This is a genomic window from Pusillibacter faecalis, assembly GCF_018408705.1.
Lineage (GTDB): Bacteria > Bacillota > Clostridia > Oscillospirales > Oscillospiraceae > Oscillibacter > Oscillibacter faecalis.
This window is the reverse complement of record NZ_AP023421.1, coordinates 477,944-503,999: the sequence shown is the minus strand read 5'-3', so window position 1 is coordinate 503,999 and position 26,056 is coordinate 477,944. Positions and strand designations below refer to the sequence as shown.

Genomic DNA, 26,056 nt, shown 5'->3' with positions numbered 1-26,056 from the left:
GCTGTGGGGCTTCGGCGGCGTTGTGGTATGCTCCGTTACTTTTGCGGCGGGGTTAGGAAAGCCCTGTCCCTCGGAAAGCTCCGGCAGCGTCACACCCTCATTTTCCCCGTCCTCCGGGTCGGGTTTATCTTTCAGCGTCGCCCGGTATCTGTGTTCAATCTCTTTCCACCCGTCAGAAAGCACCGTCTTTCCCCGCGCCGTAAACTCCGTATCAGCGCATGAGAAAACCGCCGTAACCGCTTCAAAGATATGCGGCTCGGCGGTGGCAGAGAGCAGACGCGCCCCCGCAAGGGTAAGGATATTTTTCTCGCTTTCCGGCAGCGCGTCCGGGTCAGCCTTTGCAAGCTCCATAGTGGGAATGATTGCGTGGTGGTCTGATACTTTCTTGCTGTCTAATACCTTTGCAACCTCCGGCGTGAAGTCCGCGCCCGCCATAAAGGGGAGCTTTTCGCAGAGCAGCGCGATAATGCCCGCTACGGTGCCGCCCATGTCGTCAGTAAGAAAGCTGCTGTCCGTCCTCGGATAAGTAAGGAGCCGCTTTTCATAAAGGGATTGTGCAAGGTCAAGGGTCTGTTTCGCGGTGTAGCCGAAAATGCGGTTCGCTTCCCGCTGCAAAGAGGTAAGGTCAAAGAGCTTCGGCGGGGCTGCGGTTTTCTTCTCTCTGGTAAGGGAAACGCATACCGCCGTTTCTGTTTCGCAAGCCCCTTTCAGCGCGGCGGCTTCTGCCTTGTCTGAAATCCTTTCGCTTGCCGCTTCCGCGCCGGATAAATCAAGGCGCACATGATAATATTTTTCTTTCTGGAAATGGGAGATAGCCGCGTCCCGGTCGGTGAGCATTTTTAAGGTCGGGGTCTGGACGCGCCCCACGTTCAAGGTCTTTCCATACAGGCAGGAGAAAAGCCGGGTGGCGTTAATGCCGATAAGCCAGTCAGCCTTTGCGCGGCAGAGGGCAGACGCAAAGAGCGCGTCGTATTCCCGCCCGTCTTTGAGGGAAGCAAAGCCCGCCTTAATCGCCCCGTCCTCCATTGAGGAAATCCACAAGCGGCGCATGGGCTTCTTGCAGCCCGCCGCTTCGTAGACAAAGCGGAAAATCAATTCACCCTCGCGCCCCGCGTCACACGCATTTACCACTTCGGAAACGTCGGCGCGGTGCATAAGCTCTTTTAGGGTTTTGAATTGCTTCCCCTTGTCCGGGTCAACGGCGTACTGCCATTCCTCCGGCAGAATGGGTAAGCTCTCAAAACTCCATTTTTTATATTGCTCCCCGTAGGCGGCAGCTTCCGCAAGCTGTACCAAATGCCCGACGCACCATGAAATGAGGTAGCCGCCGCCCTCGATATACCCGTCCTGTTTCCCCTTAATGCCAAGCGCGGCGGCGATAGTCTGCGCCACGCTCGGCTTTTCTGCAATCACAAGTCTAAATGCCATGAAAAATCCTCCTTTCAGCGTTCCGGCGCGGTGTGCTTCTTCTCCTGTGCCTGTTTCAGACAATAGCCGATACAGGGGGATTGCGCCTTATAAGGGCAACGCATACACGCCGGGGATTTTGGAACGGGCGGCGCACTGTCACGCCGCCCGGTGGGTCTTTGTACCATCATTTTTTCTAAAGGGTTTTCGGTGAAAAGCGTCATGCTTCCTCGTCCTCCTGTTCTTCATCAGAAAGCCCGTCCCCCTCGTCCTCGTCGTAATCGTCAAAATCGAAATCTTCAAGGTCGGTGTCGCCCTTGACGTTCTGCTTTGGCTTCATAAACTTAAAATAATAGAACGCGCCCCCGCCGCCAAGAAGTGCCACGACAAGGAAAAGCACAAGCCCGCCTGTATTGCCTTTCTCTTTGGGCTGCTCTGTTGGTTTCTCGGTTTCCGGCTCCGCTTCCTTGCCGCTGCAAGCGGTCATGTTGTCCTTGCAGACGGGGCAGCTCACATTTACTTTCCCGGCTTCGCATTTCTCGGTGCAACTGCAAACGGCGGGCGGGGCTGCTTCGGTGCTTCCGTCCTCCATAAGTGCTAAGAGGTCGGCTTCGTCCACTTGATTAAGGAAATGTACTGTGTCCTCGCCCTCGTCGTCCCGGTCAATGAGGATATAAAAATAATTGCCGTTTTTGGTCGTTACGGTGATAAGCTGCTTGTTGCCGCCGAAATCGTCTACAAGGGTCGCGTTCCCGTCCGGGGTAAGGGGTTCTTCCTTTTGGGGTTCCTCGTAGACAACGCCGCTGTCGTTGGTAGCGTCCTCGCCCTCCGGGGTCTGTGCAAAGGCGGTGACGGAAAAGCCGCCCATAAGTACAAGGGCGGCGCAAAGTGCGGTCAAGGTTCTAAGGATTTTCTTATTCATTCTCGGTGTCCTCCATTTCTTCGGTGTTGTGGTCTGCGGGTTCTGCGGGGTAGCCCGGCGCGGCTTCCATGCCCGGAATACCGCCCCCGGAAAGCATAGCGGAAAGCTCATGCGGGGAAAGGCGCATGGAGCGCACAAGCTGTACGATTTGCAGGTTTTCCGCTTCGGTTTTCTGCGCTTCAAGCCCCCTTAATTTGTTCTGGTACTCGGTGATTTTCTCGCGGGTCTTTGCAATCTCTTTGTCGATACGTTCAATCTTGTTCATAGCCATAAATAAATTTCTCCTTTCTTTGCTCAAAAATATGTTAATTCCAGTTCATCAGCCCATAGCCTTTGATACAGGAGTAATTGACGGGGTAGCTCTTTATCTTGCAGGCGTCGCCGGAATTGCCCTCGACGGTATAGACGCGCTCCCCGTCCGTTCCGATAACAAGCCCTACATGGTCTGCGCTCCCGTCCCCGTCCCAGTCGAAAAAGATAGCGTCGCCGGGGGCGATATTCTCATAGCCCCTCGCGCCCCATTGCCCGCGTGACTGGAACCAGGGTACGCCCTGTGACTGGCACCCGGCAAAGCGCGGCTCGCTCTTTCCGGCTTGATTGTAGCACCATGAAACGAAACAGGCGCACCATTCCACGCGGCTGTTAAATCCGTACCAGCTCCAATAGGGTCGCCCGCCCACGTTGCCGACTTGCCGCTTCGCAAGGTCTACAACGGCGGTGTTGCCGGGGCGTGTGCCGTTTACAAGCTGTACGCCGCTTAAATCCTCGGACGCGCCCATATCGGGGGAGCCGCCGCCGAAAATCAGCGGCTTGTTGCCGCTTGTTTCCAGATAGACGCGGTACATTTCAAGCTGCTGTGGCGTTAGAAGTTCCTCCGCAATCTCGGAAATGGGCTTGCTCGTCAGCTTCACGTTGAGGATATGGTACTCGTAGGGTACTTCCTCGGTGGTCGTTTCCCCGGTTTCCGGGTCTGTGCTTGTTTCTGTGCGGTAGCGGATTTCCGTTTCTTCCGTCAGCGTCAAAGTGTACTGCATGGCAAAGACGCGGTTTAGCTCTGCCTGTGCGCTCTGCGGGGTGTAGGTCTGTAAAAGGGCGGTGAGGTAGGACGCTAACTCATGGGGGTTATGCCCGATACTGTCAAGGTCATAGCGGTATTCGTCATAGCCGGGGTGGGTGCTTTCGATATTGTCAATCTGCTGCTGAAGCTCGTTTTCCTTTGCGGCATAATTATTTTCCGTCGCCACAAGGTCGCTGTCCTCCGACGTGTAGGAAGTCCCAAGTATGCCGTTCATCAAGCCGGAGAACATGGAGCCGCAAGAGGAAAGCCCCGCCGATACCATGATGAATAAGAGCAGCGCGGCAACGGCGATACATACGCCCGCCGGGTGCCGCCCTACAAAAGCGATTGCCTTTTTTGTTTCCTCGGCGGTCTTTTTTGCCGCCTTGCGGGTGTTCTCTGCGGCTTTCTGCGCCGTTTTTGCGCCGCCTTTCCTTGCCGACTTTGCATACTGCCGCTTGATTTGCTGCTTCTGCATGAAGCGGGAAAGGGGATTGCCCGCAATCTGCGGATTGTCATGTAGGGATTTATGGTACTGGAAATCCACATTCGCCTTGAACGCCGTTTTCTCTGCCTTTGCCGCCGCCCGGTAAGGTTTCAGCTTGTGGCTGCGGTAGCCCTCCTTGACTTTCCGCGCCCCGTACTTTGCGCCGCGCTCTGCCAGTTCTTCGGATTTGTGCGCCCCCTCAACGCCGGAATTGTCCTTTTCAACGGAATGTATCTTGTTGTGAACGAAAATACCCGCTTCCTGTGCGGGGCGGGATAGCGGGTTATTGTGGGGCTTATTTTTTCCTATGGGCTTTTCCCGTTCCTCAAAGCGTAGGCGGGTCTTGCCTTTCCCGGTGGCTTCATCAAAGGTGCGCTCCCGTACAAGTTTCTTTTCTTTGGGGATAGCCGCCTTTGCCGCGTCCAGACGGTCGGCTGCTTTGTCCGATTTTCGGATATATTTTTCAAGCTCCGGCGTTGCCCGTTCCTCGTCGGTAAACTGCAAGCGGGAAGATTTTTCTTTTGCTGTGGCTTCTGCCTGTGCTTTCCTCGCCGCCTTTTTGCTCGCCTTTCTGGTACGCGCCCCGTCGATACGTTCCAAGACGCGCTCGGCTGCTGCGGTGTCCTGTTCCCGTTCTGCCCCCGGCGCATGGGGAAGCGTCGGCGCGTCGGCTGTGGGCGCGGGAGCTGTGCCGCCCGGTAGGGGCTGCGCTGCCTGTTCCGGCTGCGGCGGGGCTTCGGTCTTTGCAAAGTCCGCGTCCCTTATCCGCTTGCTGATACGTTTCTTTTTCCCGGTGGCGGCGTTTACCTCGACAGCCCCCTCGCGGGTCATTTTCTGCGTGACTTTCTCACGCGCTCGATACTGTTTTATTTTTCTGTCCCTCCAATCCGCGCCCTTGCAAGGGCGCAATACTCGGCGTTTATCTCAATGCCTATATAATGCCTGTCAAGCTGCCTTGCGGCTGCCCCCGTCGTGCCGCTGCCGAAAAAGGGGTCAAGCACAACGCCGCCTTTCGGACAGCCCGCCTTGATACAGGTTTCGGCAAGTTTTGGCGGGAACGCGGCGAAATGCCCGCCCTTGTAGGGAACGGTATTGATAAGCCACACGTCCCGCCTGTTCCGCATGGTCGGCATGAGGGCTTCGTCGTAGTAGCTGCCGCTTCGCGCCCGGTTAAGCCCCTGTACGTTCCCCTGTCCGGGTACTTCGTCCGCATATTTCTGTCCCGCGCTGCGCCCGGTGCGGTACCGCGCCGCCGTTGTGGGGGCTAACGGCTCGGCTATGGCGGCTGCGTCATAAAAATACTTCTTTGACTTCGTAAGCAGAAAGATATGTTCATAGCAGCGGGTAGGGCGGTCTTTCACGCTCTCCGGCATGGGGTTTTCTTTCTGCCAGATAATGTCGCTCCGTAAATACCACCCGTCAGCGCGTAGGGCAAAGGCTAAAAGCCAAGGAATACCGATTAAGTCCTTTTGTTTGCAGCCGGAAACGCGGTTGTTTCTTGCAATCTGCTGTCCGTTTCTGCCTTTCGGGTTCTTCGGGTCTGCATGGTAGCCTTTATTTCCTGTGCCGCAGTAAGTGTCCGCGATATTCAGCCAGAGCGTACCGTCAGAACGCAGTACCCGGCGCAGCTCGCGGAAAACCTCGGTCAGCCTGTCAATGTACTGCTCCGGCGTGTCCTCCCGCCCAATCTGCATATCAAGCCCATAATCTCTAAGCGCATAGTAGGGCGGGCTTGTGACGCAACAGTGTACGCTTTCCTCTGGAAGCTCCCGCAAGGCATAGAGCGCGTCCCGGTTGATGATGGTGTCAGTTTTCAGCCCGTTCATGCTTCGCCCACTTCCTCTGGCTTCGTCGTCATTACCCGGTAAAGCTCGGTGTCTTTTGGGAAGCGGTCTACAAAGGGCAGCACCACGTTCCCGTAGAAGATAAGCCCCTCGCCCGCTTCGGTGTGGGTGACATATTTCATCTGCTGCGGGGAGATGTTGAGCTGCTTTGCAAGGATAGCCCGGTCGCCCGCCGCCTGATTGAGCATGAGGACAAAATCAGAGTTTTCAAAGATATTCTCCACTTCGCGGGAAGCAAGCAAATCCTTGACGTTCTGCGTAATGGCTGTGGGTATGCCGCCCCATTTTCTGAAACGCTTCCAGATTTCAACGGAATAGGCGGCGGTCTGTTCCTCTTTCAAGAGAAGATGAAATTCGTCCATAAAATACCGGGTGGATTTCCTTTCTGCCCGGTTGACGGTGACGCGGTTCCATACCTGGTCCTGCACAATGAGCATACCTAACTTTTTGAGCTGCTTCCCAAGCTGCTTGATGTCAAAGCAGACAAGGCGGTTGTTCAGCTCCACGTTGGTACGGTGGTTAAACACGTTAAGGCTCCCGGAAACATACAGCTCCAACGCCGCCGCAATACGCGCCGCTTCCGGCTCCGGCTGCTTCAAAAGCTCGTCGTAGAGGTCGCCCAAGATAGGCATTTTTTCCGGGGCGGGGTCTGCAAGGAAAGGGCGGTACACGTTCCGAACGGCGCGGTCAATGACGGTCTTATCGACGGGCTGCAAGCCCTCCTTGCCGCCTATGACAAGCTCGCAGAGGGAGAGGATAAAGTCGGATTTCAGCGCAAGGGGGCTGTCGTCCTCGGAATAGTTGAGGTTAATATCCATAGGGTTCACATACTGGGGTTTCCCGTCAATGCCCTTGCCCGTAGGGGATAACCGTATCACTTGCCCGTCAAGCCGCTGCACAAGGGAAAAATACTCTGCTTCCGGGTCGCAGATAATAATGTCGTCGTCGGTAATGAGGAAAGCGTTTGTCATTTCCCGTTTGGCTGCAAAGGATTTCCCGCTTCCCGGCGTACCCAAGATTAAGCCGTTGGGGTTCTTTAGCTGCTTGCGGTCGCAGAGTATCATGTTGTTAGACAGGGCGTTCAAGCCGTAGTACAAAGCCGCGCCCGTCTGGAAAAGCTCCTGTGTGATAAAGGGGATAAAGATAGCGGTGCTTGACGTGGTAAGCCCTCTTTGAATGGGGATAAGGTTCTCCCCAAGCGGTACAGAGGACATAAGCCCCGCTTCCTGTTGGTAGTCAAGGCGGGTCAAGGCGCAGTTGTTCTTCTGTGCAATGCCCGCCGCCGCAAACACGTCATTTTCCAGTTTCCTTTTTGTGTCTGCCATGTTCACCACAAGGAACGTCAAGAGGAACATTCTTTCATTCCGGCTCTGCAAGTCCTGTAAGAGATTTTTTGCTTCGCTGCCGAACGTGGCAAGGTCGGACGGGATTATATCCATGTCGTAGCCGCTGCGTACCGCTTTTTTCTGTTCCTCGATTTTCATTTTGTCAAGGTCGGTGATTTTCCGCTTGATTGTCTTTATGGCTTCGGTCTGGTCGATACTGTGGATATGCAGATTGACGATAACGCCCGTTTCCAAGTCCAGAATATCCGATAAGATACGGTCGTTTAATTCCGGCGCAAGGATTTCAAGGAATGAAACCGCGCCGATTTTGCGCCCCATGCGGAAATACCGCCCCTCGCCAAAACGGAAAGAGGACGGGGCGATAAAGTCCTTTGTGGAAAGCCCGGACGGGGCAAGCCAAGAAAAATCAAAGGAAAACTGCCCGCCCTCCGGGTGGAAAATGCCATGCAGCATTTTAAGGCGTTCATAGCCTGTCATGGGGCGGGCAGACACGCCTAAGAGCTTAAAGTTGTTCAGCACGTCCGTTTCGATACGGGCAAGGCGGGATTTCGCCGCGCCCAGACTGTCGGCTTCAATGGCAAAGGTGATATATTTTGCTTTGACAAGCCCGTTGTTGCCCTTTGCAAGCTGGTTTTTCAGCATATCCCGGTATTCTGTGCGGATAGAATTGAAAGCGTCCTCCTGTGCCGGGATATTGACCGCTTTTTCCGCTTCGCCCCGCTGCGTCCCCTGATTGATGAAAGAGAGCTGCACCGAAACGGAAGCGTCAAAGTAGTTGAGGAAGTCGCACCAGTTCTCAAAAATGGCGGTCTTGTCGTCTGCCTGTGCAAGCTGATAGTTAATATCTTCAAAGGCGACGGTCTTTGAGTATTTGCGCTCCGTAACCTTGCAGATACCGTCCGGGTACATCTGGATATAGGGGATTGTCTGCTGTGCGGTATGCGCTTTCCCGTCGCCCTTTGCCTGTCTGATGATTTCTGCAATCTGCTTTTTCTCGGCGCGGGTGAGCTTGCGGGGCGGGTTAGGCTTTGCGCTTCCCGCCGCGCTGTTTCTTCGTGTTTCCTTTTGCAATCGCTGATACCTCCTTTTCAAGTTTTCTCTGCCGTTCTAAGACGGAATAAAAGTTGTCTGTCCTGTATGGTCGTTCTTTGGGGGCTATGAATTTCGTCTGAATGATGTTCTTCACCACCACTTCAAGGGGCTGTCCATGCTTCTCATACATGGCAAAGAGGAAACAGGGCAGCATGACGGCAATCATAGCCATAGACGCAAGGCTTGTGCCTGTGCTGTCTTTGAGCAGAAAGAAAAGCGGCAAGCCGAACAGAAGAGCCGCCGCAAAACATACAATCTGCCGTTTGGTAAGGTTGAAAGCTACTTTTGTCTTGACTTTGGATAAGTCTTTGGGTACGGGTACATACGCCAAGTAAAAACCTCCTTTCTCTGGGTTTTGTGCTGCTGTAAGTTCCCATAAGGGTAATCAAGGCAAAGGTCAATTTCTGCCCTTTGCCCGTCCCTATTCTATGGGGTTTTCCCGCGTCAAGGTCGGGTCGTATTTTCGCCGCTTCGCTCTGAAAATCTCCACCCTACCCTTGACACGCCGCTAATGCGCGGAGAATATCGACTTCGCCAGTGCGCCGGATTTGAACAGGGAGAAACAGAGGATAACGGTGTAGGCTGCAAGGGAGAATATCGCGCTGTGCAGATTGTCCGCTATTATCATGTTGTTCACCAGTACGGCGTAAATGCCGACGCATATCATAATGAGGAAGCCTTGAAAACCGATAGCGAACAGGGATTTTAGGTAGTTGTTTCCTATCTGCCCCCATTCCCGGTTAGTCATAGTTGCAAACGGGATAGGCGATACCGAACAGTAAAGGTAAATTTCTATCATACGCCCGTAGAGGATAACGGTTATCAGTACGGACATGATTTTCATGCACAAGCTCACAAGGCTTGTTTCCATGACAAGTAAGAGCAGTTCGGGGATTTCCATAGCGTCAAGCCCGTCCTGCATGGAAGCAAGGGCGGCGGCAACATCAATCTCTGTGCTGCCGCCGATTACCCCCGCCGCGCCGGAAACAACGTGCTGCGCCATATCGAACACCGCCATAGTGATGTCAAAGGTGTGCGTCACAAGGTAGACTGCCACAAACGCCTTGAACACCCACTTGAAGAACATGGAAGTGTCAACGTCGTGCATATTGTTCTTTTCCGTTACCATGCTGATAAGCTCATAGCATAGGACGTAGGTAATGACAAGCCCCGCAATGGGTACGATTACATTCTCACTAAGGGTCTGTATCATGGAGAATATATTTGCGTTCCACCCTTGCGGGGTCTGCCCTACCTCTGCGGCGATAGTGCCGACTTTTTCGTTTACGTCCCCGAACATAGTTGACAGATTACCGTTTATGGCTCCTATGAGGATTTCCTTTATCCATTCGTTAATCGCGTCAAGTATGCTCTGCATAAGCCTTTACCCGCGCTTCTTAACCGAACAGCCCGGAAAGCAGCGGTACAAGGGTCATGCCGATAAGGGCAACGCCGCCGCCCGCCATAAGCTGCTTCATGCCCTGGCTTTTCGCGCCCGGATTGTCATTGCCGTAGCCCTCCATCAGATTGATTACGCCCCAGATACCAAGCCCGGCTCCAAGTGCTACAACAAGGGTCTGCAAAACGTCTACTGCGCTATTGAAAAATGCCATAAATATATCCTTTCTGCCGCGTCTGCGGCTGTCCGGCAAGCGGACAAAAGGCGGTCAGCGTATGGTCGCCGCCGCACAAAAAAACCGCCCTCTGGTAAAGGCGGCTGTCCCCGCGCTGCGTAAGTCCTGCGGCGCGGCGGTATTCAGTTGTAAGGGGTGCGGCTCCTGCCGCTGTGTACTGCGCCGGAAAGTGGGGGCGCGTATCATGTAGCCGGTATGGATAGATGTGATTGCTTCAATCGCTCCTTTCTGTGTCCCGCTGTGCTGCCGGACGTTTTTTTCAGACTTGCGGGAAGTGAATAGCTTGCGTAGCAAGGTGTTCGCTTCCCGCAAGTTCACAAAGGGGTAGCTGCCGCCAGGCAGCGTAGGGGAAGTGTAGCTTCCCCTGTCCCCCGGCGGTCTGCCATGCTGTCACTGTTGCGGGATAAGCCCCATATGCATTAACTTAACTGAAAGCAGCTTATAGCGGGCGTTTGTCAGGAATCTTCTTAATGCAGAAATCATTTTTATCTATTGATTGGCATTGTTTTTGCAATATCCAGGCAAAAGGAAAAGCTCAAAGCCCTTAATTTACCAGCATTCCAGGAAAGTTAGTGCAAATGGGGATAAGCCCCCGGCGCGTGACATACTCCGTTGCAAAACGGCGGTGTTCCGCTTCCTTTTCCCGCCAATACTCCCATAATGCAGCGTCGGCGGCTTCCGCAACATTCATTAAAAACCGTTCAAGCTGCTTTTGTTTTTCCTCTGCGCTACGTTTCCTCATGGTCTGCGTCCTCCTGTAAGTCTGCCGCGTCAATCTCGTAATAGTCAAAAACCTCGTCGGGCTTGACAATGGCGGGGCGGCGTTTAAGGTGCTTTTCCATGTCAAAGGCGTTCTTCGGGTCTGCGTCGGACAGGTACTTGTATTTCGGGTGCTTCGTTATGTCGAATTTGTCCGAAAAGAACGGGCGCACCCCGCGTAGCTGCAAGATACATTTCCCTCCGTCCATGACTGCGATTTCATCTTCCGTCATGAGCTGCTTTCCCAATTTCTGATAGTTCAGCCCATGCGAAAGCTCCCGCCCCCTTGTTTCGGAAGTGTTGAAGCTGTCTATCGTTTCTTTTCCTAAAATTTCCGATATTTCTTTAAGGGTGGTTTTCTCCTTGCCGCCCAAGAAAAGCGTGGTGTCGCAGTTGCCGACTATGGTATCGGCGTTGTCTTTGTAAATGGCTTTTAGCTGTGACTGGCTCTGCAAGATGATTGACGCGGATATTTCCCGGCTTCGTATCGTTGCAATGAGCTTTTCAAACTTTGGTATCTGCCCGATATTCGCAAATTCATCAAGTAAGCACCTAACATGGACGGGAAGCCGCCCGCCGTATTCATCATCTGCTTTGTCGCACAAGAGGTTGAATAGCTGTGTGTAGAGAATACTCACGACAAAGTTAAAGGTGTCGTCGGTGTCGCTGATAATCACGAAAAGGGCGGTCTTTCTGTCGCCTATGGTGTCAAGCTCCATTTCGTCGGTTTCCATAAGCTCCCGCAGCTCCTTAATGTCGAATGGGGCTAACCTCGCGCCGCATGAGATAAGTATGCTTTTTGCGGTCTTGCCAGAGACGAAAAGTCAAGGACTTTTTCATCAAATTCAAAAAGCAGTCACATTTTGCGGACTTCCTCACGGAGCAGACGCTTGATTTTGTCCTCCATCGTCTCTTTTGCGGTCTGGCTGAAATGCACACGGACGATATAGGTGGTCTTGCCGATCTGCTTTCTGACAGTCGGGCAAGGGGTGTTGGTGGTGCTGTGGGTTGCGGTATTGTTCATTCAAAATCCTCCTGTAAATGAAAAATGCCCGGTGACTGTTCATCATCGGGCGGTGTCGGTATGAGGGAACAAGGCAAGGCGGCAACATTAAGGTATCTATAAAACCTTTGCCGTCTTTGCCACGCTTGCCGTGTTCCCGTTGTCAGTCTCGGAGATAGCAGACCCATGCTGTGCCGTCTTTCTCGGTCACAAGTCTGTCCCCGATACGGCTCTTTGCCGTTCTCATGGTGCGTGAGGAAATCCCACGCTCATTGACCGCTTTTTCCAGCTCTGCGCTCGGCATACGCTTTCCGTCCGCAAGCAGTTCCAGAATGAGCATTTGCGCCTGTGCGGTCTTACTCTCGGTCTTGCCGGAGTCCGTCCCAGCAAGAAGCTCGTCAGCGGTAATGTCATAAGCTCCTATCCACTCAAAGCCTTTCTCGTCTCCCAGAGAAAAGGCAAGGGACTGTCCGGGCGGCGCAAGGGAGCTTTTCTCATGGATAAGCACCCTCATTGTGGGGCTGTCCTTCAGCTTGCCGATAAAGAGCAGACTGCGGACTGCCGCCGTAATGTCGATAGACCCTAATCCCCGGTAGGTGCTTTGCGTTCCTGCGGCTTTGTTGAGGTGTCCGATCAGCATGATAGCGCACCCGGTAGCCTGTGCAATGTCTCCCAGACTGCGGAATATCGGGCGCACCTCGTTTGCTCTGTTCATGTCCACATCTGCACCCAGAAACGCCTGTACCGGGTCAATGATAACCAACCTTGCGTTGTTCTCACGGATTGCCCTTGCTATGCGCTCATCGGCAAGGGTCAGCGGTGTGTCCCTATCGTCAATGACAAGCACTCTTTCAAGGTCTGCGTCTGCTTCTATCAGTCGGGGGCTTGACGGTATCACCCAGACCGTCCTCGGCGGTCTGATAGATGATATTGAAAGGCTCAAGTGTCTCCATACCGGGCAAAGGCTTTCGATTGGTGCAAGCCGCCGCAAGGCGCATGGCAAAGTAGGTCTTGCCCTCGCCGGGATTGCCCTGAATAATTGTCAGCTTTCCAAATGGGATATAGGGAAACCATAGCCATTCCACGCTCGTCAGCTCCACATCAGCCATACGGAGCATTGGGACAGGCTGGGCGGTGGGCAGCTCTCGCAGCGTGATTGTCTCGGCTATGAATTTGCGGCTCGGAATGTCCCCTTGCTGACGGAGAACATCGTTCCAGTCTTTCCTTGCCGGGACAAGGCGAATGACGGCGATCTCGCCGGGAATGGACTGTGCCAGTCGGGTACAGGCTTCGCTTCCTGCGGTGTCGCTGTCAAGGCAGAGGATCACTTTTTTGGTGTCCTTGCGTTCAGAAAGAAAACGGTCAAGGGCTTTGCCTGAAACGCCGCCCAGGGCAAGGTAGCTCCTTGTCTGCCAGTCCTGCGGATAAAGGCAGATAAAGGACAAAAGGTCAATCGGTGCTTCAAAGACAAAGAGCTGGTTGCCGTTTCCCTCATATCGGAACGGATAGGACTTGTCAGATCCGGCAATGTCCTGTCTGAATGAGTCTGCCGTTCCTCGCACATGGGCGTATCTCGGTGTGCCGTTTCGGTCTCTGCCGACAAACACAACATTGTGCCGCTTTGCGTCCTCGTAAATATCCCCGGAAAGAAGAAAAGCCTCAACCAGTTTCGGGTTGAGACCTCGGCTTTCGCAAAGATATTGAATTGCTCTGTCGGCTGTTCGGTTGTGCAAGGGCAAGTGGAACGCTGTGGGCGGTGCTGTGGTGGCTTCGGTCTGTCCCTCGCCGTTTTCGCCTGTCAACATCTGAACAGCTTCGGGAAAGGACTTGCCGTAAAACTCCATGACGAAATCAATGGGATAGCCGCCCTTGCTCTGGCTGTGGCGAAACCACTTGTTTCCCCGGACGGTCAGGCTGTCATGTTCTTTCCAACGGTATTCCCGTCCGCTTTTGATAAGTGTCTCTCCCTGTGTGCGGAGAAAATCTTCCAGACTGACGGCGTTTGCCCGGTCAATCTGTGCTTGGGTGTAATTCATCGGGATAGTTCCTCCTTTTTCTGTCGTGTTTGGGGTCGATTTTGGAGCTTTTGTTCCTCTGTGCGCTCGTTAAATCGGGCGGCAGTATCTACACATGACTTGACCTTCCAAAGGCGGTGTAAATCGTCTCTGACAGCCTTAAACTCGCCATAGGTGGTTTCGTGCGCCTGTTCCAGCTCGTCATACTCGTCGGACAGCTTTTTCATATCCACCTTGCCGTCTGGGAACTCCCCGGTCAGCTTTCGTCTGGCGGCGTAGAACTGTATCAGTTCCGCTTCATGCTCTGCCTTGTACTTGGCTCTGGGCTTCTCAAACTTGATTTTCTGCAAGCCGTCATAGACAGGCTTCAAGTTCTGGAAAGCAGCGGAGCTGTCATAGAGCTGCTTGATTTCTTTCATTCGTGCGGTCTGCCCGTCCAGCGTTTTCTTCAAGCTCTCTGTGGTGGAGCTGTGTTCATTGACACGGCTTTCCAAATCTTCAAGGTTGTAAATGCCGTTTGCCCGGAGATAATTGAAAGTCTCGTTCATCTCCTTTAGGTTGCTGATTTTGCCTTTCTGGGAATAAGCCCCGGCTTTGCGCTGGGTGTAGTAGGCGTTCAGCAGAGAAACAAGGTTGGGTGCCTGCGGCTTGGCAAGCTCCGCTTTTGCTTCGGCAATCCAATCAAACAGGAGAGCGATTTTCTTCTTGATGTCCCGGATAACGGCATTGGTTGCTCTGATCCAGCGGTTGAACTCGCCTTTCTCGGTGCGTATGCCTTTCTTCTCCATTGCCCGGACGGTTGCGCCCTCATGGACGGTGGGAAGAAGCTCCACGCCCTGACGCTCATAGCTTCGGTGGTCGATACGAACATCAAGCCCTTTCTCCGCAAACTTGGCGTTGCATAGTTCCGCCCATGTCTGCCGCCAATGTTCCAGCGTTTCGGGACTGCCCCAGTCGGTAGTGGGAACGGCATTGAAAACATACTCGCCGTTCTGGTCTCTGATACGATTTCCGTCCTCGTCCAGCTCGTACACTCGTCGTTGCTTTAGCCCCCATTTACCGTCCTGCTCGATGGGGCGGATGGGACAAAGCACATGGAAGTGTGGGTTTGGTATGCCGCCGTCCTCCCAGTCTGGCTGGTGTACGGCGAAGTCAACCACCATGCCACGGCTCACAAAGTTCTCCAATAAAAATCGCCTTGCAAGAGCGATGTTTTCCTCAAGGGAAAATTCATTCTGCAAGGCAATGTCAAAGCTGTATGCAAGCTGGGCGTTCTTTCCACGCTCGGCTTTTTCCACGGCGTTCCATAGGGTCTGGCGGTCTGCGTATTCTGGCGGTGCATGGGACGGCAAGAGAATGTCAGAGCAGATCACGCCGCCCTTGCGGGTGTAGTCGCTGTATTCGCCGTAATACTCGCTATACAATCGCTCCCCGGCACGGTAGGCGGCAGAAGCAATAGCGGACTGTCCTGCGCTTCGCTTAGTCTGCGTGACGCTCAGATGAAATAGTGCCATCGGCTTTCAACTCCTTTTCTCTGTTCGCTTGGTTGGTGTGAGTAATCGCCATGTGACGGACGGCTCGCTGGACTTCGGACAGAGAAAAGATGTACTCCATCAGCTCTGTCATTTCGGTGCGTGTGAGATCTTTGACCTCCGGGGCAAGGCTCTCAATCGTGCCGCCCAGATTGCAAAGACGATGGGTGCGTTTCTGCCTTTCGCCTTTCTCCAGATATTTCTTTCTGTTCTCAAGACGGTTGAGCTTGTGCTTCTCCTGTGCAAGCTGCGTCTCGGCTCGTTCCTTTTCGGCTCGGAGCTGTTCAAGGGTTTTCGGTTTTGTCATTGTGATTGACCTCCTTTTTTGATTTTTGGGATAAAAAAAGACCGTCAACTTTTCGCATAGTGCGACCAGTCAACGGTCAGTTTTTCGGTATTCAGTTTTTTCAAACTTGCTGGCGGCGAACAGCATTTTATGCTGTTTGCGGACGGCAAGTCCACAAGGGATAGCCGCTTTAGCGGCGCAAGGGGGTGTAGCCACCTTGACGGAACGAAGTGACGCAACATTCTCGGTCAAGCAGTTTTCTTCTGCTGACGGAGAATGAAGCTCCGCAGGACGCACGATACTCCCGATAGGAGAGTATAGAAGTGCGCCCTTTAGTTCCTAAAGGGATTTTCTTCTGACCCAAATTACATAAAATGTAGATCAAGACATTTCTAAGAGGTACTCTCAGATTTTCACAACATAAGGTTCATCTTCAATAATACCCTGATCGTGGGTAACAATGATAACCGTTTTACCTTCTTCATTGAGTTCGTGCAATAACCTCATAACAATATCTCTATTTTTCTTGTCAAGTGAGCCAGTAGGTTCATCTGCCAAAACAACAGAACATTTTTTCATCATAAGACGAGCTAAAGCAACTCTCTGTTGTTCACCACCGGAAAGCTGATAAACTTTTTTGTTAACTTCCTTTGATAACCCCACACGATTAAGAGCTTCTTTAAGTGATACTTTAGTTCGGCTTGATTTTTTAATCAAACTTAAATTTTCTTTAACTGTCTTATTTTCAAGCAGTGCAAAATTCTGAAAAAGAAACCCCACTGTATCCGCAAAAAAACTGTTTTTATTTTTAAGCCGGGTAATATTCAGCCCTTCGATTATGATACTGCCGCTATCCGGCTTTTCGATACCACCAATCATATTGAGCAAAGTGCTTTTTCCACTGCCGCTATCCCCGCTGATTACTACAAAACTTCCATCCGGAATTTCCAAATTAAAGTTGGAGAAAATTATTTTCTCTCCAAATGCTTTATTTAAGCCACGAATTATAATCATAAACATCCACCTTTCAAGGACTTTGAGATATTTGTTTTTTTCAACCCACATAACATTTGTGAAAATGATTGCCATTTCAATAATGGTGAGCAATGCTCCAACCAGTAAAGCAATCCCGACACTTGCGTTAGATATAAAAAGCGAAACAATGCAAATCAATATCACAACGGCTATATTTTCTAAGAGATTAACGGAAATAAATCTTTTGTGCCTTTCATAAAAGCGATAGCCCAAAACCTTTTTGAGGGAGATTTCCATCGCATTAAGTCTAAATTCCATTTTCACTTCAGATATGATGATAGCGATATCTAACAGCAATACTAATACGCAAAGAGAGCTTATAAAGCCAATCAGTTTCACGAGGAAACTATGACTATAAGTATAATCCTCCCCGACATTCGTCAGCATAAAATAGTGTGGACCAAGCTGTTCTGCATATTTTTTCGCAGCATTACGAATTGTGCTTTCATCGCATCCGTAGATCACCTCACCATTATATGTTCCTGTTTCGATATAACTTCCATTCAAAGCAACAGCCTCATTTGCCTGATAAATAACAATCGGATTTGTTGCTCTTGACAATCCGTCAATAGCCTCTTCTCTGTTCGAATTGAGATAATAAAATTGCTCTCTGCCAGAATATTCTTTATAAACAACACGCAGTTCTTCTGCATTTTGGGTAAGAGAGTCAATTTCCTCTTTTGCGATATCTTTGTATGATTCCGCATTTTTTCCCTTTGGCACGAAGACCACGATATCCTCTTTTTTCATCATCTTCAGTAAGCATATCAGAAAACCCTTGCAGCATATCTCTGGCATTATGATTTACAAAAATATAATTATCCGTATCGCTTATCCGGCTGCCTATGCAGACCACCGGATTTATAGTGTTGTATTCATTTTCGTAAAGGTCATTCCAAAATTCGCTCTCTTTGGATTCCTCCTCATTTTCTTCAAAAGGAGGTTCAATCTGCATAACTCCAAAATAGTAATCATTATAATGATTTTCTAAAAGAGTAGTGTTTGTAAGTAAATTACCTTGAATGCTACTGAGATTTGTAGTTATTGTAAAAATCGTCATAGCAGTAGCAAATACTTTAAGACCGTTCAGAAGATAAAACATACCTTTTTTATCTGAAGCATTGGCAAAGGCTTTTTTTACATCAAAGCGGACAAAAGCAGCATAAGGAATTACGGAAAGAACTGCTCCGGCACAATACACTGCCAAAATGAGATGATCTTCATACGCTCCCGATATAAATTGAGAAACAAGCAACTTTGCTAAGACGAATAATGCAGCATATGAAATCATATCAGCCACTACAGCTTTTAGAGCAATCACAGCAGCATTTTCGCCCAGAGAAGCTCGTACAACTACTTCCTTTTGTCTGCGTATCACCTCAATCATATTAAGTACAATCATCAATATGGCAACCAGGCCCCAAACAATGAACATCATATCAGTTTCGGTTGATTGCCAAAACTCTGGCTGCGATATAGAATATTCTTTTGCCAAATCTTGATATGTGGCAATAATGTCATCATCGTCACCGATATAGCTGACCATTATTTCCTGTCCATTGCCTGTGTTTTTTGCTTCTCTAAAATCTTCAAATTCTATTACGGTGATTCCGCCTATCAAAGCCGTATATGTTTTTTCCTCAATATCCATTGTGCTTTTAAGACTATCCCGAACAACGGTATCATCACCATAAATATAAAGTCTTGTCTGATAATTAGAAACTCTCTGATTAAAAGTCGAAAAAATATGAACACCATGCTTCTCAGCTGTATCTTCTGCATTGGCTAAAAAATGAATCCATATCGTCATTAGTAGTTGTGTATCTGGACGATAAATAATAAGCACCATTAAAGTTCCAGAGCATATTTTGATATACTTCAGCTTGCATAACAAAAGCAAAAATAATCGTAATCAACAGCAATATATTTCTTATATGTTTCATTTAAAATTCTTAAACCTCCTTTGAATAGGTAACAGACACACGATTGCCCAAAATACTAATATGGATTTTTTCATACAACCACATTCTCTTGTTAGATTCTAATTTTCCGTTTTCTTTATTCGCATAAATTGTACCATAAAACTCGTGAACAATTCTACCGCAACTTTGGACTACATGAGAAAAGTCCGAACAGTTTTCTGCCCGGACTTCCTCGCTCAATCATAAATCAATTCCACTTTCACAATCTCCTCTGCCTGTGCCTTGCAAGCGTTCATCTGCCGCACCCATTCCATTTGGTTTTCGGCTTTCAGTTGCTCGGTCACGCCGTTTTGCTCTGCCAGTGACCGCACGATCAGCTCCATGCGGTTTCGTGCTGTTTCGTCAATCTCGGCGCAATGCTCAAAGAGCTTGTCGGATAGCACCAGCTCATTGAACAGTATCGGACGGTGCATTTCCAGATACGCCTTGCGAAGTCTGCCGTAGTGTCCGAGGGGCTTGGTCTTGCGGATAATGATGTTTGGGATAAGATAATCGCCGTTCTGTGTGTAAGTGATATTCATGCTGTTTGTACTCCTTTCATCGGCTCTCTCTGCGGTAAACTGCTGACAGGGACGAACACGCCCTTTGCAATGTCCTCCGCACGAATGGCGGCTTTCTTGGCTTCGATTTCTGCCTTTTTCCGCTTTTTGATTTTGTCCTCGTATCGCTTCTGTGCTCCGCTGGCTTTCCGCTTCAAGTAGTTCTGGTGGAGCCTGTCCTTGCGTTCCTCACGCTTGCGGATTTCCTCTAATTCCTCCGGGGTAAGCTCCACTTCGCCAAACGCAGGGGGAACGAAACGACCCACGAAATTGAAGTAAATCTCGACCTCCTGTGTGGTCTGAATACTGCCCTTGCGGTCACGCTCATGCACAAGGATTTTCTCAATAAACTCATTGAGCATGGCAATCGTCAGCTTGTCGAAGTTCTCATACTTGTCAATCAGAGCGATAAAACGGTCAGCGTCCTTTTCGTGCTTCTCGTAGCTCTTGATAGCCTTTTCCAGAACAGAGATTTCAGCGGTAAGCTCGGTCTGCTCCTTTTCATATTGAGCGTCCAGAGTGGCATATCTGCTGTCAGACAGCTTTCCTAAAATGTTGTCCTCATAGATTTTGCAGAGCAGGACTTCCAGCTCGGAAACTCTCTGCTTTGCGGTGGCAAGGCGTATCCGCTGTTTCTTGACCTCTGCCGTCTGCTGGCTGGACTGCGCTTCCTGCACCACTCGGACAAACTCGGCTCTGTCATGCTTCGCATACTCGGCAATAGCTTTGAGCATTTCGGAAACAAGGGACAGTACCACATCTTCATTGATACGGTGCTGTGTCGTGCAGAGCTTTCCAACTGGGACTTTGCTGTATTGGGAACAGGTATATTGAGAAATACGCTTGCCGTTGTTGGTACGGTGGACATACATCTTGCCGCCGCAATCGGCACAATAAAGCAAGCCTGTGAGGGGAGCTGCTTCGCCCCAGCCGTCCGGGTAGCGTCTGACATTCCCACGGATTTTCTGCACAAGGTCAAAGGTCTGCTGGTCAATGATAGCTTCATGGGTATTCTCGAAAATTGTCCATTCGTCCTCCGGGACATAATGGCTTTTCTTGTCCTTGAAGTGCTTTCGGGTCTTGAAGTTGATGGTGTGTCCCAGATATTCACGCTTTTCAAGAATGTTGCAGATGGTGGAAGAACCCCAGCCGTACACATCTTTGAAGGTCTTATTTTTGTTCACGCCCTCGCCGTGCCGGGCAAGGTAAGCGGACGGAATGAGGACTTTTTCTTCTTTCAGCTTGCTGGCGATCTGATACGGACCGTAGCCGTCAATCGTCATGGCAAAGATGCGCTTGACCACCTCGGCGGCTTCGGGGTCAACCAACCATTGGTCTCTGGCTTCGTTCCAAAGATAGCCGTAAATGACCGTGCCTGTGAGGTGCTTGCCGGACTTGCCTTTGGACTGGAAAGTGGAACGGATTTTACGGCTGGTGTCTCTGGCGTAGTATTCGTTCATAATGTTGCGGAAAGGGGTAAAATCATCGTCCCCTCTGGCACTGTCCACGCCGTCATTGATGGCGATAAGGCGAACGCCACGCTGACGCAGGATTTCCATAATCTGACCGACTTTCAGATAGTCACGACCCATGCGGCTCATGTCCTTGATGCACAAATACTCCACATTCCCGGCTTCCACTTCTTTCATCATTGCTAAAAAATCCGGGACGGTCAAAGCAAGTACCACTAATGCCATCGTCCGTGAAATGGACAATGTTTGTAAAGCCCTGCCGTGCGGCGAACTCCTCCAACATTGCCTTTTGATTGGATATGGAATTGCTCTCACGCTGTTGGTCATCATCTTTGCCAAAGTCATCACGGCTCAGTCGTTCGTACAGAGCTGTGATTTTCTCATTTTTTCTCATAACTTGCGCTCCTTTCTTCGGTTTTAGGTTGTGTGTTCTAAGAGACTTCCCAACCGCTTGATTAAGAAGTCTTTTAGAGCATACAACACCCGCCGCAAGTTTGTATTTTTTGTACTGCTTGACTGCAAAATGCTCCGGGTCTTTTTCTTCCAGACGTTCAAACATGAGGTCAACCGGGTTCTGGAAATCCTCGTCGTCCTCGCGGGCTTCCGACGCATTTATCATTTCAAGCAGCGTCGTGAAGTTCTTCTCGTCCTCCGGGGCTTCATACCAGATATAGCCGATTAGCGCGGTGTAGTAGAGCTTTTCCGCTTTCACCCAGAAATCCTCGCCGGATTTTTCCCCGTCGCCTTTGGTGTTGGCGATAATGGTATTGACTAACTTCAAAATGTCCTTTTCGCTCCGCAGATAGGCAAAGGGATTGTATTTCATGGATTTTTTGAAGTTAATCGTATTTAGCACTTTGATACGGTATTTGTACCGCTGTAACATTTTCCCGGTTTCCAAAATCAGTGTTCCTTTCGGGTCAGTGACGATATACGACGTTGGAAAATCCTTTGACGTACATTGCATGAGCGACGGTTTCACAAAGAACCGGGTCTTGCCGCTGCCGGAACCGCCGATTACAAGGATATTTTTGTTTCTTGCGTATTTCGGCTGCTTCGGGCGGCTGTTCATGGTGAGCCGTTCCGTCTGCGTTAGGGGGATATTGTTCTCAAATACCGGGTCGGTGTACGGCTTTATGTCGTCAGCCCCGCCCCAACGCGCCGAACCGTATTCTGTCCCGCGGCGGTATTTCTTCGCGTTCTTGCCTTTGGTGTAGATAATCAGCCGGACAATGACCGCCCCCGCAATGCCTAAAGCTAAGTCTGCCGGGTGGAAGCTCGGCGCGATACTGGAAAAGGCGGCGGTAAAACCGTCCCCAAGATGTAGCAGCTTTGCGCTTGCGTCCGCGCCGGGGGATAGACGGACAGCCGCGCCCACTTTATCAAAGAGCCAGACAAAGAGCAGATACGGGAGATTTAAGATAAGCAGCTTCTTGATTTCCGGCTTCATAGCGATACCTCCCTGTCTTTGTTCTTGACCTTTGCCCGTTCCGCGTTCTTGCCCTGTGCAGCTTCTTTGAGGGTAGAGAGCAGCTTTCGGATTGAGGGCTTTTTCTCCTGTGTCAGCTTTTTTGCGGAAAATTCCTTAAAGGCGGCGGTCAGCACGTCCGCGTCCCGCCCCTTGAAGAAAACCAGATAGCGGGGCGGGCTTTCCGTCGCGTCCTTTTTCAGTGCAAAGTCGATACCGTACTTTTTCGCCGTACTCTCAAAGGCTTTGATATTGCCCTCGGTAATCTCAATGTTGGAAACGCCCGCGTTCTGCTTCATAAGCTGCTTTAAGCTCTGCTTGCCCTGTGGCGGTTTTGCAAGCTGCTTTTTGCCCTTTGACAGTATGGCTTTCATTGCCTTTTGGAGCGTCTGCGCTGTCAGTTTCCCGGTCTTGATGTAAAGGGCTATGGTCTTTTCGTTTACTTCGTCCTGCAATTTGTCGCGTCCTCCTTTCGCGTTTCTTTATGGGGTGGCGGTCAGATACGCACCCGCAGCCCGTTCAAGTCCTCGGCTCTGATACCCACAAGATACCAGTTGTCGCCGTACTCAATCCGGGTCGGCTTCCACTTGCCCCGCACGAATACGTCAAAGCACTCACCGCAATGCAAGCCCCCGTAGTAGCTGTTTAAGTCAAAGCGAATGTCGTAACGGTCGGTGCGCTCGTCAAATACCAATGCTCCTGTCATTTTCTGTGCCATAATAAAATCCTCCTTTTGTGGTTGTGGGTGGTTACAGGCTTTCGCCCTCGTTGCATGAATAATAGTCCGGGTCGCCGTACTGCGGCTTTTTCGGTGACAGTGCGCCGCTTGCCATGTCATGGGCGACAAGGGAAGTGTAATAATTGCCGATAGTGGACGGGGCGTTGAAAAGGGCTGCTTTCAGATATTGCTTGATGTTGCGGATTTTGGTTGTGTTCTCCCGCATACAGTCAAGCACAAAGCGGATATGTTCGCCGTCCAGTTTCATAAACTTTGACTTCACAAGCTCTGCCGGGTAGTCGTCCCCCGCAATCCGTACCCGCTTTCTGGCGGTGCATACGGTTTCAAGCATGAGGTCTACAATCTCGTCCAGCCTGTCCCCGTCAAACTTCATGTCCTGTTTGAGAATGTGGTAGTCGATATTGTCCTTGATGATTTCCCGGTATATATCAACTGCGCTCTGTGCTGCCGCTTCCTTTCCTTTCCGTTCCGGCGGCGCAGCCGCTTCTCTGCAAGGTGAGGGGTTAGGGGAAAGGATAGGAATGGAATGGGTACTTTGTTCATCAGTAATTATTTTTTCTTTTTTTGGTAAGTCAGTTCTTTGTATATCTTTATTTAATTGCGTTGGATTTTCCAACGTAGGTTTTTCCAATGTTGGTTTTTCCTGCGTTGGATTATCCAATGTTGGATTTTCCAATGTAGGTAAATCCGGCGTAGGCGGCTGCGGCTGCTCGAATATCACATAGTCCGCGCCCCGCAAGCGTCCTTTCTCGTCACGCTCCCTTGACCGGACGATATACCCGGCGCGTTCAAGCTCCTTAATGGCTTCGCGGATAGCGTCTATCTTCTCCCGGTTGATAAGGGATAAGCCTTTCAAGGTGTAGTCCCAATCTTCGGGGAGTGACAGCATTTGCGACAACAGCCCTTTTGCCTTTAAGGAAAGCTCCTTGTTGCGTAGGTGGTGGTTGCTCATTACGGTGTAGCCCTTGTTCCGTTCCACTCTGAAAACTGCCATAGTTCATAGCTCCTTTGCTTTGGATTTGTTACGCAGTAGAAGCGCAGTTTCGGGGGATAAGGTATAAATCCCTTGCCGCGCCAGATACACACCCGCAAAACCGCTTGTAGCAAGGCTTTTTCTGCCCCTACTGCGTAACAAAGGGCATGAAAAAAGCGGCGTTCCTGTTCTCCCATGTAGAGAGTAAGAAACGCCGCTTCTGCGTCGTATTCAGTTTTTAGTACAATACCCTGCTTGTCCGTCGCTCGAAAAACCTTGATTTTCCAGTGTTTTCAAAAGTATCGTTATCTAACGTCATCTTTTGAACGGCCGGATTTTCAGCGCATGATGGACGATATGGAAGCCGGAAAAGTAAACTGCATTGTCACGAAAGACCTGTCCCGTTTCGGGCGGGAACATGTGATGATGGACTACTATCTGGAATTTCTGTTCCCGGAGAAACGGGTTCGCTACATCGCCGTTGCGGAGAATGAGGACACAGAGAAAGGGCTTTCCGATTTTGTCCCGTTCAAAAACCTGTTCAATGAATGGTTTGCGAAAGATACAAGCCGCAAGGTAAAGGCCGCTTTCAAAGCAAAGTTTGCCACAGGACAGCGTATCGGCGCCTATGCTCCCATCGGGTACAGGAAACACCCGGAAATCAAAAACAAGCTGATAATCGACGAGGAAACCCGCTGGATAGTGGAGAAGATTTTTGACCTTGCTATTCATGGCAGAGGGGCGGCCAGTATCACAAGAATACTGATTGCGGAAAAGGTTCCCACACCGGGATTTATCAACTTCCAGCGTGACGGGACTTTTGCAAACATCTATGCGGGTGCGCCGGAGGAAAAAAGCTACGCATGGACGATAGCCCAGGTCAAGAGCATTATGAAAGACGAAACCTATATCGGCCATACCATTCATTACCGGGAAACGAACATTTCCTTTAAGAACAAGCGGAGGGTACGCAAGCCCCAAAGTGAATGGGTGCGGGTGGAGAACACGCAGGAGCCGATTATCAGCGAGCAGGTTTTCCGGCAGGTACAGGAGCAGATAGCAAACCGCCGCAGGAAGTGCAAGGATGGTACAACGCAGATTTTTTCCGGATTGGTAAAATGTGCGGATTGCGGCTGGTCGCTGTCCTATGGGGAGAACAGGCAGAACAGCAAGCCTTACGGCCATTATCATTGTAGCAAGTACGGGCAGGGCACACGCCAATGCTCCATGCACTATATCCGTTATGATGTGCTTTATGCCTATGTCCTCTCCCGTCTGCAATACTGGTCGGGGCTGGTACAGCATGATGAAGAACGGCTCTTGAAGCAGCTGTTAAATGCCACTGATAAGGGACAGGCTGCCGCAAGAAAGAAGCAGGCCGCAGAACTGAAAAAGGCAGAGAAGCGAAAAGCCGAAGTCGATACTTTGTTTGCCCGGATGTATGAGGACTGGGCGGCGGGGCGTATCACGGAATACAACTTCTCTATGCTGTCCGGGAAGTACCAAAGCGAACAGGCTGAACTGGACGAAAAGATTGAACAGCTTCAATCCGCTATCGCCACTGAAAGCCAGAACGCCGTAGACGCAGAAAAATGGATTGCCTTGATGAAAGAGTGCGTCAATCCAACAGAACTGACCGCCGAACTTTTGAATATGCTGATTGAAAAAATCGTTGTCCATGAAGCGGTCAAAGGTGAGGACGGAAGCCGGGAACAGGAGGTAGAAATCTTCTACCGCTTTATCGGCAAAATTGATTGAATGATACCAATATCTTTAACTATGTGATACCGGCGCGGGATTTCCAGATGTTTCACTGTTGGAACCACTGGCGGACGCTTTGGGACTCCAGGTGCTGGAACTGCTGCGGGGTGAGGAGCAGGAGATGCCGGAGATGACGGTTCGCCATGCCGTTTCTTTGCTGGTCCGTCAGGCCCGGGAGAGGACCCGGCGACGGTGGGGAGAAATTTTTGGAAGCGTGCTGCTCCTCGCTATGACGGGCTTTGTCCTGTTCGGGATTTTGGATTACAGTGGGGCATTCCTGCGGCCGGTGTCATTGACGGTGACGGCCGCCGTCTACACCCCAGCGGGTGAGCCTGCGGGAGAGACCACCGTCACAATGGAGGGGGAGCGGCAGACTCTTGGAGACCAGAGCTTCGTGGGCCGCTTCGCTATCGAGGCCGTGGAGGGCACCTGCCGGGAGGGTGTGACAGCCCAAATCCAGTGGGATGCCATGGATGTCGAGGGCTTTCAGGACATCCTGTACTGCCGGTCGGGAGAGTTTCTCACCTTGGGGGTGGAGCGACTGCTTTATATCACGGAGAGCATGAAGTCCTTCGGCCTCCGGCTAGAGGACGGCACCCTCATCGCAACGGATGAATCCTACGTGCCACTGCTGATCTCGGACTATCACTACGCTATCCGTCCGGTGTTCTCCAACCAATTTTAAACAAGGCCGCGCATCCAA

The 26,056-nt window shown here is 50.9% G+C and carries 21 protein-coding genes and 5 pseudogenes; 2 read left to right on the top strand and 24 right to left on the bottom strand.

Annotated features, from left to right (window positions below):
- From KJS55_RS17180 to KJS55_RS17070, 24 genes and pseudogenes are all read right to left on the bottom strand, one after another.
- Positions 1–1,428 (bottom strand): DNA topoisomerase (locus KJS55_RS17180; RefSeq protein ID WP_213543928.1); only part of this gene is annotated, 1,428 nt, incomplete at its 3' end.
- Positions 1,429–1,442: 14 nt separating this feature from the next.
- Positions 1,443–1,631, bottom strand: coding sequence for a hypothetical protein (locus KJS55_RS17175; RefSeq protein WP_002569177.1), 189 nt, complete (start codon positions 1,629–1,631; stop codon positions 1,443–1,445).
- Positions 1,628–2,329 (bottom strand): DUF4366 domain-containing protein, encoded by a 702-nt coding sequence (locus KJS55_RS17170; RefSeq protein ID WP_160569318.1) that lies wholly within the window; start codon positions 2,327–2,329, stop codon positions 1,628–1,630. Before KJS55_RS17170 ends, KJS55_RS17175 begins: the two co-directional genes overlap by 4 nt.
- Entirely contained in the window at positions 2,322–2,600 is a 279-nt protein-coding gene (locus tag KJS55_RS17165; protein WP_160569317.1) for a DUF4315 family protein, read from the bottom strand. Before KJS55_RS17165 ends, KJS55_RS17170 begins: the two co-directional genes overlap by 8 nt.
- Positions 2,601–2,634: 34 nt before the next feature.
- Positions 2,635–4,704, bottom strand: coding sequence for a C40 family peptidase (locus KJS55_RS17160; RefSeq protein WP_186901673.1), 2,070 nt, complete (start codon positions 4,702–4,704; stop codon positions 2,635–2,637).
- Between the two features lie 35 nt (positions 4,705–4,739).
- Complete coding sequence (locus KJS55_RS17155) at positions 4,740–5,699, bottom strand: DNA-methyltransferase (RefSeq protein ID WP_186901674.1); 960 nt, start codon at positions 5,697–5,699, stop codon at positions 4,740–4,742.
- Entirely contained in the window at positions 5,696–8,134 is a 2,439-nt protein-coding gene (locus tag KJS55_RS17150) for a VirB4-like conjugal transfer ATPase, CD1110 family (RefSeq protein ID WP_186901675.1), read from the bottom strand. Before KJS55_RS17150 ends, KJS55_RS17155 begins: the two co-directional genes overlap by 4 nt.
- Entirely contained in the window at positions 8,085–8,486 is a 402-nt protein-coding gene (locus KJS55_RS17145) for a PrgI family protein (protein WP_002569171.1), read from the bottom strand. The genes KJS55_RS17150 and KJS55_RS17145 overlap by 50 nt, the downstream gene beginning before the upstream one ends.
- 177 nt (positions 8,487–8,663) lie before the next feature.
- On the bottom strand, positions 8,664–9,533 hold the full coding sequence (locus tag KJS55_RS17140; RefSeq protein ID WP_002595174.1) for a VirB6/TrbL-like conjugal transfer protein, CD1112 family: 870 nt from the start codon (positions 9,531–9,533) through the stop codon (positions 8,664–8,666).
- Between the two features lie 19 nt (positions 9,534–9,552).
- Positions 9,553–9,768 (bottom strand): Maff2 family mobile element protein, encoded by a 216-nt coding sequence (locus KJS55_RS17135; RefSeq protein WP_002569168.1) that lies wholly within the window; start codon positions 9,766–9,768, stop codon positions 9,553–9,555.
- A gap of 565 nt (positions 9,769–10,333) precedes the next feature.
- Complete coding sequence (locus KJS55_RS17130) at positions 10,334–10,531, bottom strand: hypothetical protein (RefSeq protein WP_208037628.1); 198 nt, start codon at positions 10,529–10,531, stop codon at positions 10,334–10,336.
- Positions 10,518–11,372 (bottom strand): annotated as a pseudogene (locus tag KJS55_RS17125) (VirD4-like conjugal transfer protein, CD1115 family); the annotation flags it as partial. The pseudogene KJS55_RS17125 and the gene KJS55_RS17130, both read right to left, overlap by 14 nt.
- 32 nt (positions 11,373–11,404) lie before the next feature.
- Complete coding sequence (locus KJS55_RS17120) at positions 11,405–11,572, bottom strand: transposon-encoded TnpW family protein (protein ID WP_213543439.1); 168 nt, start codon at positions 11,570–11,572, stop codon at positions 11,405–11,407.
- Positions 11,573–11,714: 142 nt separating this feature from the next.
- Positions 11,715–13,587, bottom strand: a pseudogene (locus tag KJS55_RS17115) (AAA family ATPase).
- Positions 13,584–15,080, bottom strand: a complete 1,497-nt coding sequence (gene mobQ, locus KJS55_RS17110; RefSeq protein ID WP_213543927.1) for a MobQ family relaxase — start codon at positions 15,078–15,080, stop codon at positions 13,584–13,586. The pseudogene KJS55_RS17115 and the gene mobQ overlap by 4 nt, the downstream one beginning before the upstream one ends.
- Positions 15,046–15,405, bottom strand: a complete 360-nt coding sequence (locus tag KJS55_RS17105) for a DUF3847 domain-containing protein (protein ID WP_015524579.1) — start codon at positions 15,403–15,405, stop codon at positions 15,046–15,048. The genes mobQ and KJS55_RS17105 overlap by 35 nt, the downstream gene beginning before the upstream one ends.
- 384 nt (positions 15,406–15,789) lie before the next feature.
- Entirely contained in the window at positions 15,790–16,398 is a 609-nt protein-coding gene (locus KJS55_RS17100) for an ATP-binding cassette domain-containing protein (RefSeq protein ID WP_002593328.1), read from the bottom strand.
- Positions 16,395–18,362 (bottom strand): annotated as a pseudogene (locus tag KJS55_RS17600) (DUF1430 domain-containing protein). The gene KJS55_RS17100 and the pseudogene KJS55_RS17600 overlap by 4 nt, the downstream one beginning before the upstream one ends.
- 215 nt (positions 18,363–18,577) lie before the next feature.
- Complete coding sequence (locus KJS55_RS17090; RefSeq protein ID WP_002593326.1) at positions 18,578–18,922, bottom strand: TnpV protein; 345 nt, start codon at positions 18,920–18,922, stop codon at positions 18,578–18,580.
- Complete coding sequence (locus KJS55_RS17755) at positions 18,919–20,592, bottom strand: recombinase family protein (protein WP_055215232.1); 1,674 nt, start codon at positions 20,590–20,592, stop codon at positions 18,919–18,921. Before KJS55_RS17755 ends, KJS55_RS17090 begins: the two co-directional genes overlap by 4 nt.
- Positions 20,593–20,866: 274 nt before the next feature.
- A pseudogene (locus KJS55_RS17750) lies at positions 20,867–21,862 on the bottom strand (type IV secretory system conjugative DNA transfer family protein); the annotation flags it as partial.
- A complete protein-coding gene (locus KJS55_RS17080; protein WP_002569165.1) occupies positions 21,859–22,335 on the bottom strand; it encodes a PcfB family protein in 477 nt (158 codons plus the stop codon). The gene KJS55_RS17080 and the pseudogene KJS55_RS17750, both read right to left, overlap by 4 nt.
- Before the next feature lie 41 nt (positions 22,336–22,376).
- Positions 22,377–22,598: a DUF5348 domain-containing protein gene (locus tag KJS55_RS17075; RefSeq protein WP_002569164.1), complete on the bottom strand. Its 222-nt coding sequence runs from the start codon at positions 22,596–22,598 to the stop codon at positions 22,377–22,379.
- A 31-nt stretch (positions 22,599–22,629) separates the two neighbouring features.
- A complete protein-coding gene (locus KJS55_RS17070; protein ID WP_133147755.1) occupies positions 22,630–23,613 on the bottom strand; it encodes a DUF6017 domain-containing protein in 984 nt (327 codons plus the stop codon).
- 294 nt (positions 23,614–23,907) lie between these two features.
- Here KJS55_RS17070 and KJS55_RS17065 point away from each other — a divergent pair.
- A pseudogene (locus KJS55_RS17065) lies at positions 23,908–25,350 on the top strand (recombinase family protein); the annotation flags it as partial.
- A gap of 58 nt (positions 25,351–25,408) precedes the next feature.
- On the top strand, positions 25,409–26,038 hold the full coding sequence (locus tag KJS55_RS17060; protein ID WP_213543926.1) for a hypothetical protein: 630 nt from the start codon (positions 25,409–25,411) through the stop codon (positions 26,036–26,038).
- Positions 26,039–26,056 lie beyond the last annotated feature (18 nt).

Coding starts and splice junctions, on each gene's coding strand:
- KJS55_RS17100 (WP_002593328.1), bottom strand. CDS start 16,398: ATGATTATAATTCGTGGCTTAAATAAAGCATTTGGAGAGAAAATAATT.
- KJS55_RS17155 (WP_186901674.1), bottom strand. CDS start 5,699: ATGAACGGGCTGAAAACTGACACCATCATCAACCGGGACGCGCTCTAT.
- KJS55_RS17120 (WP_213543439.1), bottom strand. CDS start 11,572: ATGAACAATACCGCAACCCACAGCACCACCAACACCCCTTGCCCGACT.
- mobQ (WP_213543927.1), bottom strand. CDS start 15,080: ATGGCACTATTTCATCTGAGCGTCACGCAGACTAAGCGAAGCGCAGGA.
- KJS55_RS17755 (WP_055215232.1), bottom strand. CDS start 20,592: ATGATGAAAGAAGTGGAAGCCGGGAATGTGGAGTATTTGTGCATCAAG.
- KJS55_RS17170 (WP_160569318.1), bottom strand. CDS start 2,329: ATGAATAAGAAAATCCTTAGAACCTTGACCGCACTTTGCGCCGCCCTT.
- KJS55_RS17160 (WP_186901673.1), bottom strand. CDS start 4,704: ATGACCCGCGAGGGGGCTGTCGAGGTAAACGCCGCCACCGGGAAAAAG.
- KJS55_RS17140 (WP_002595174.1), bottom strand. CDS start 9,533: ATGCAGAGCATACTTGACGCGATTAACGAATGGATAAAGGAAATCCTC.
- KJS55_RS17070 (WP_133147755.1), bottom strand. CDS start 23,613: ATGGCAGTTTTCAGAGTGGAACGGAACAAGGGCTACACCGTAATGAGC.
- KJS55_RS17165 (WP_160569317.1), bottom strand. CDS start 2,600: ATGGCTATGAACAAGATTGAACGTATCGACAAAGAGATTGCAAAGACC.
- KJS55_RS17175 (WP_002569177.1), bottom strand. CDS start 1,631: ATGACGCTTTTCACCGAAAACCCTTTAGAAAAAATGATGGTACAAAGA.
- KJS55_RS17090 (WP_002593326.1), bottom strand. CDS start 18,922: ATGAATATCACTTACACACAGAACGGCGATTATCTTATCCCAAACATC.
- KJS55_RS17135 (WP_002569168.1), bottom strand. CDS start 9,768: ATGGCATTTTTCAATAGCGCAGTAGACGTTTTGCAGACCCTTGTTGTA.
- KJS55_RS17105 (WP_015524579.1), bottom strand. CDS start 15,405: ATGACAAAACCGAAAACCCTTGAACAGCTCCGAGCCGAAAAGGAACGA.
- KJS55_RS17075 (WP_002569164.1), bottom strand. CDS start 22,598: ATGGCACAGAAAATGACAGGAGCATTGGTATTTGACGAGCGCACCGAC.
- KJS55_RS17130 (WP_208037628.1), bottom strand. CDS start 10,531: ATGAGGAAACGTAGCGCAGAGGAAAAACAAAAGCAGCTTGAACGGTTT.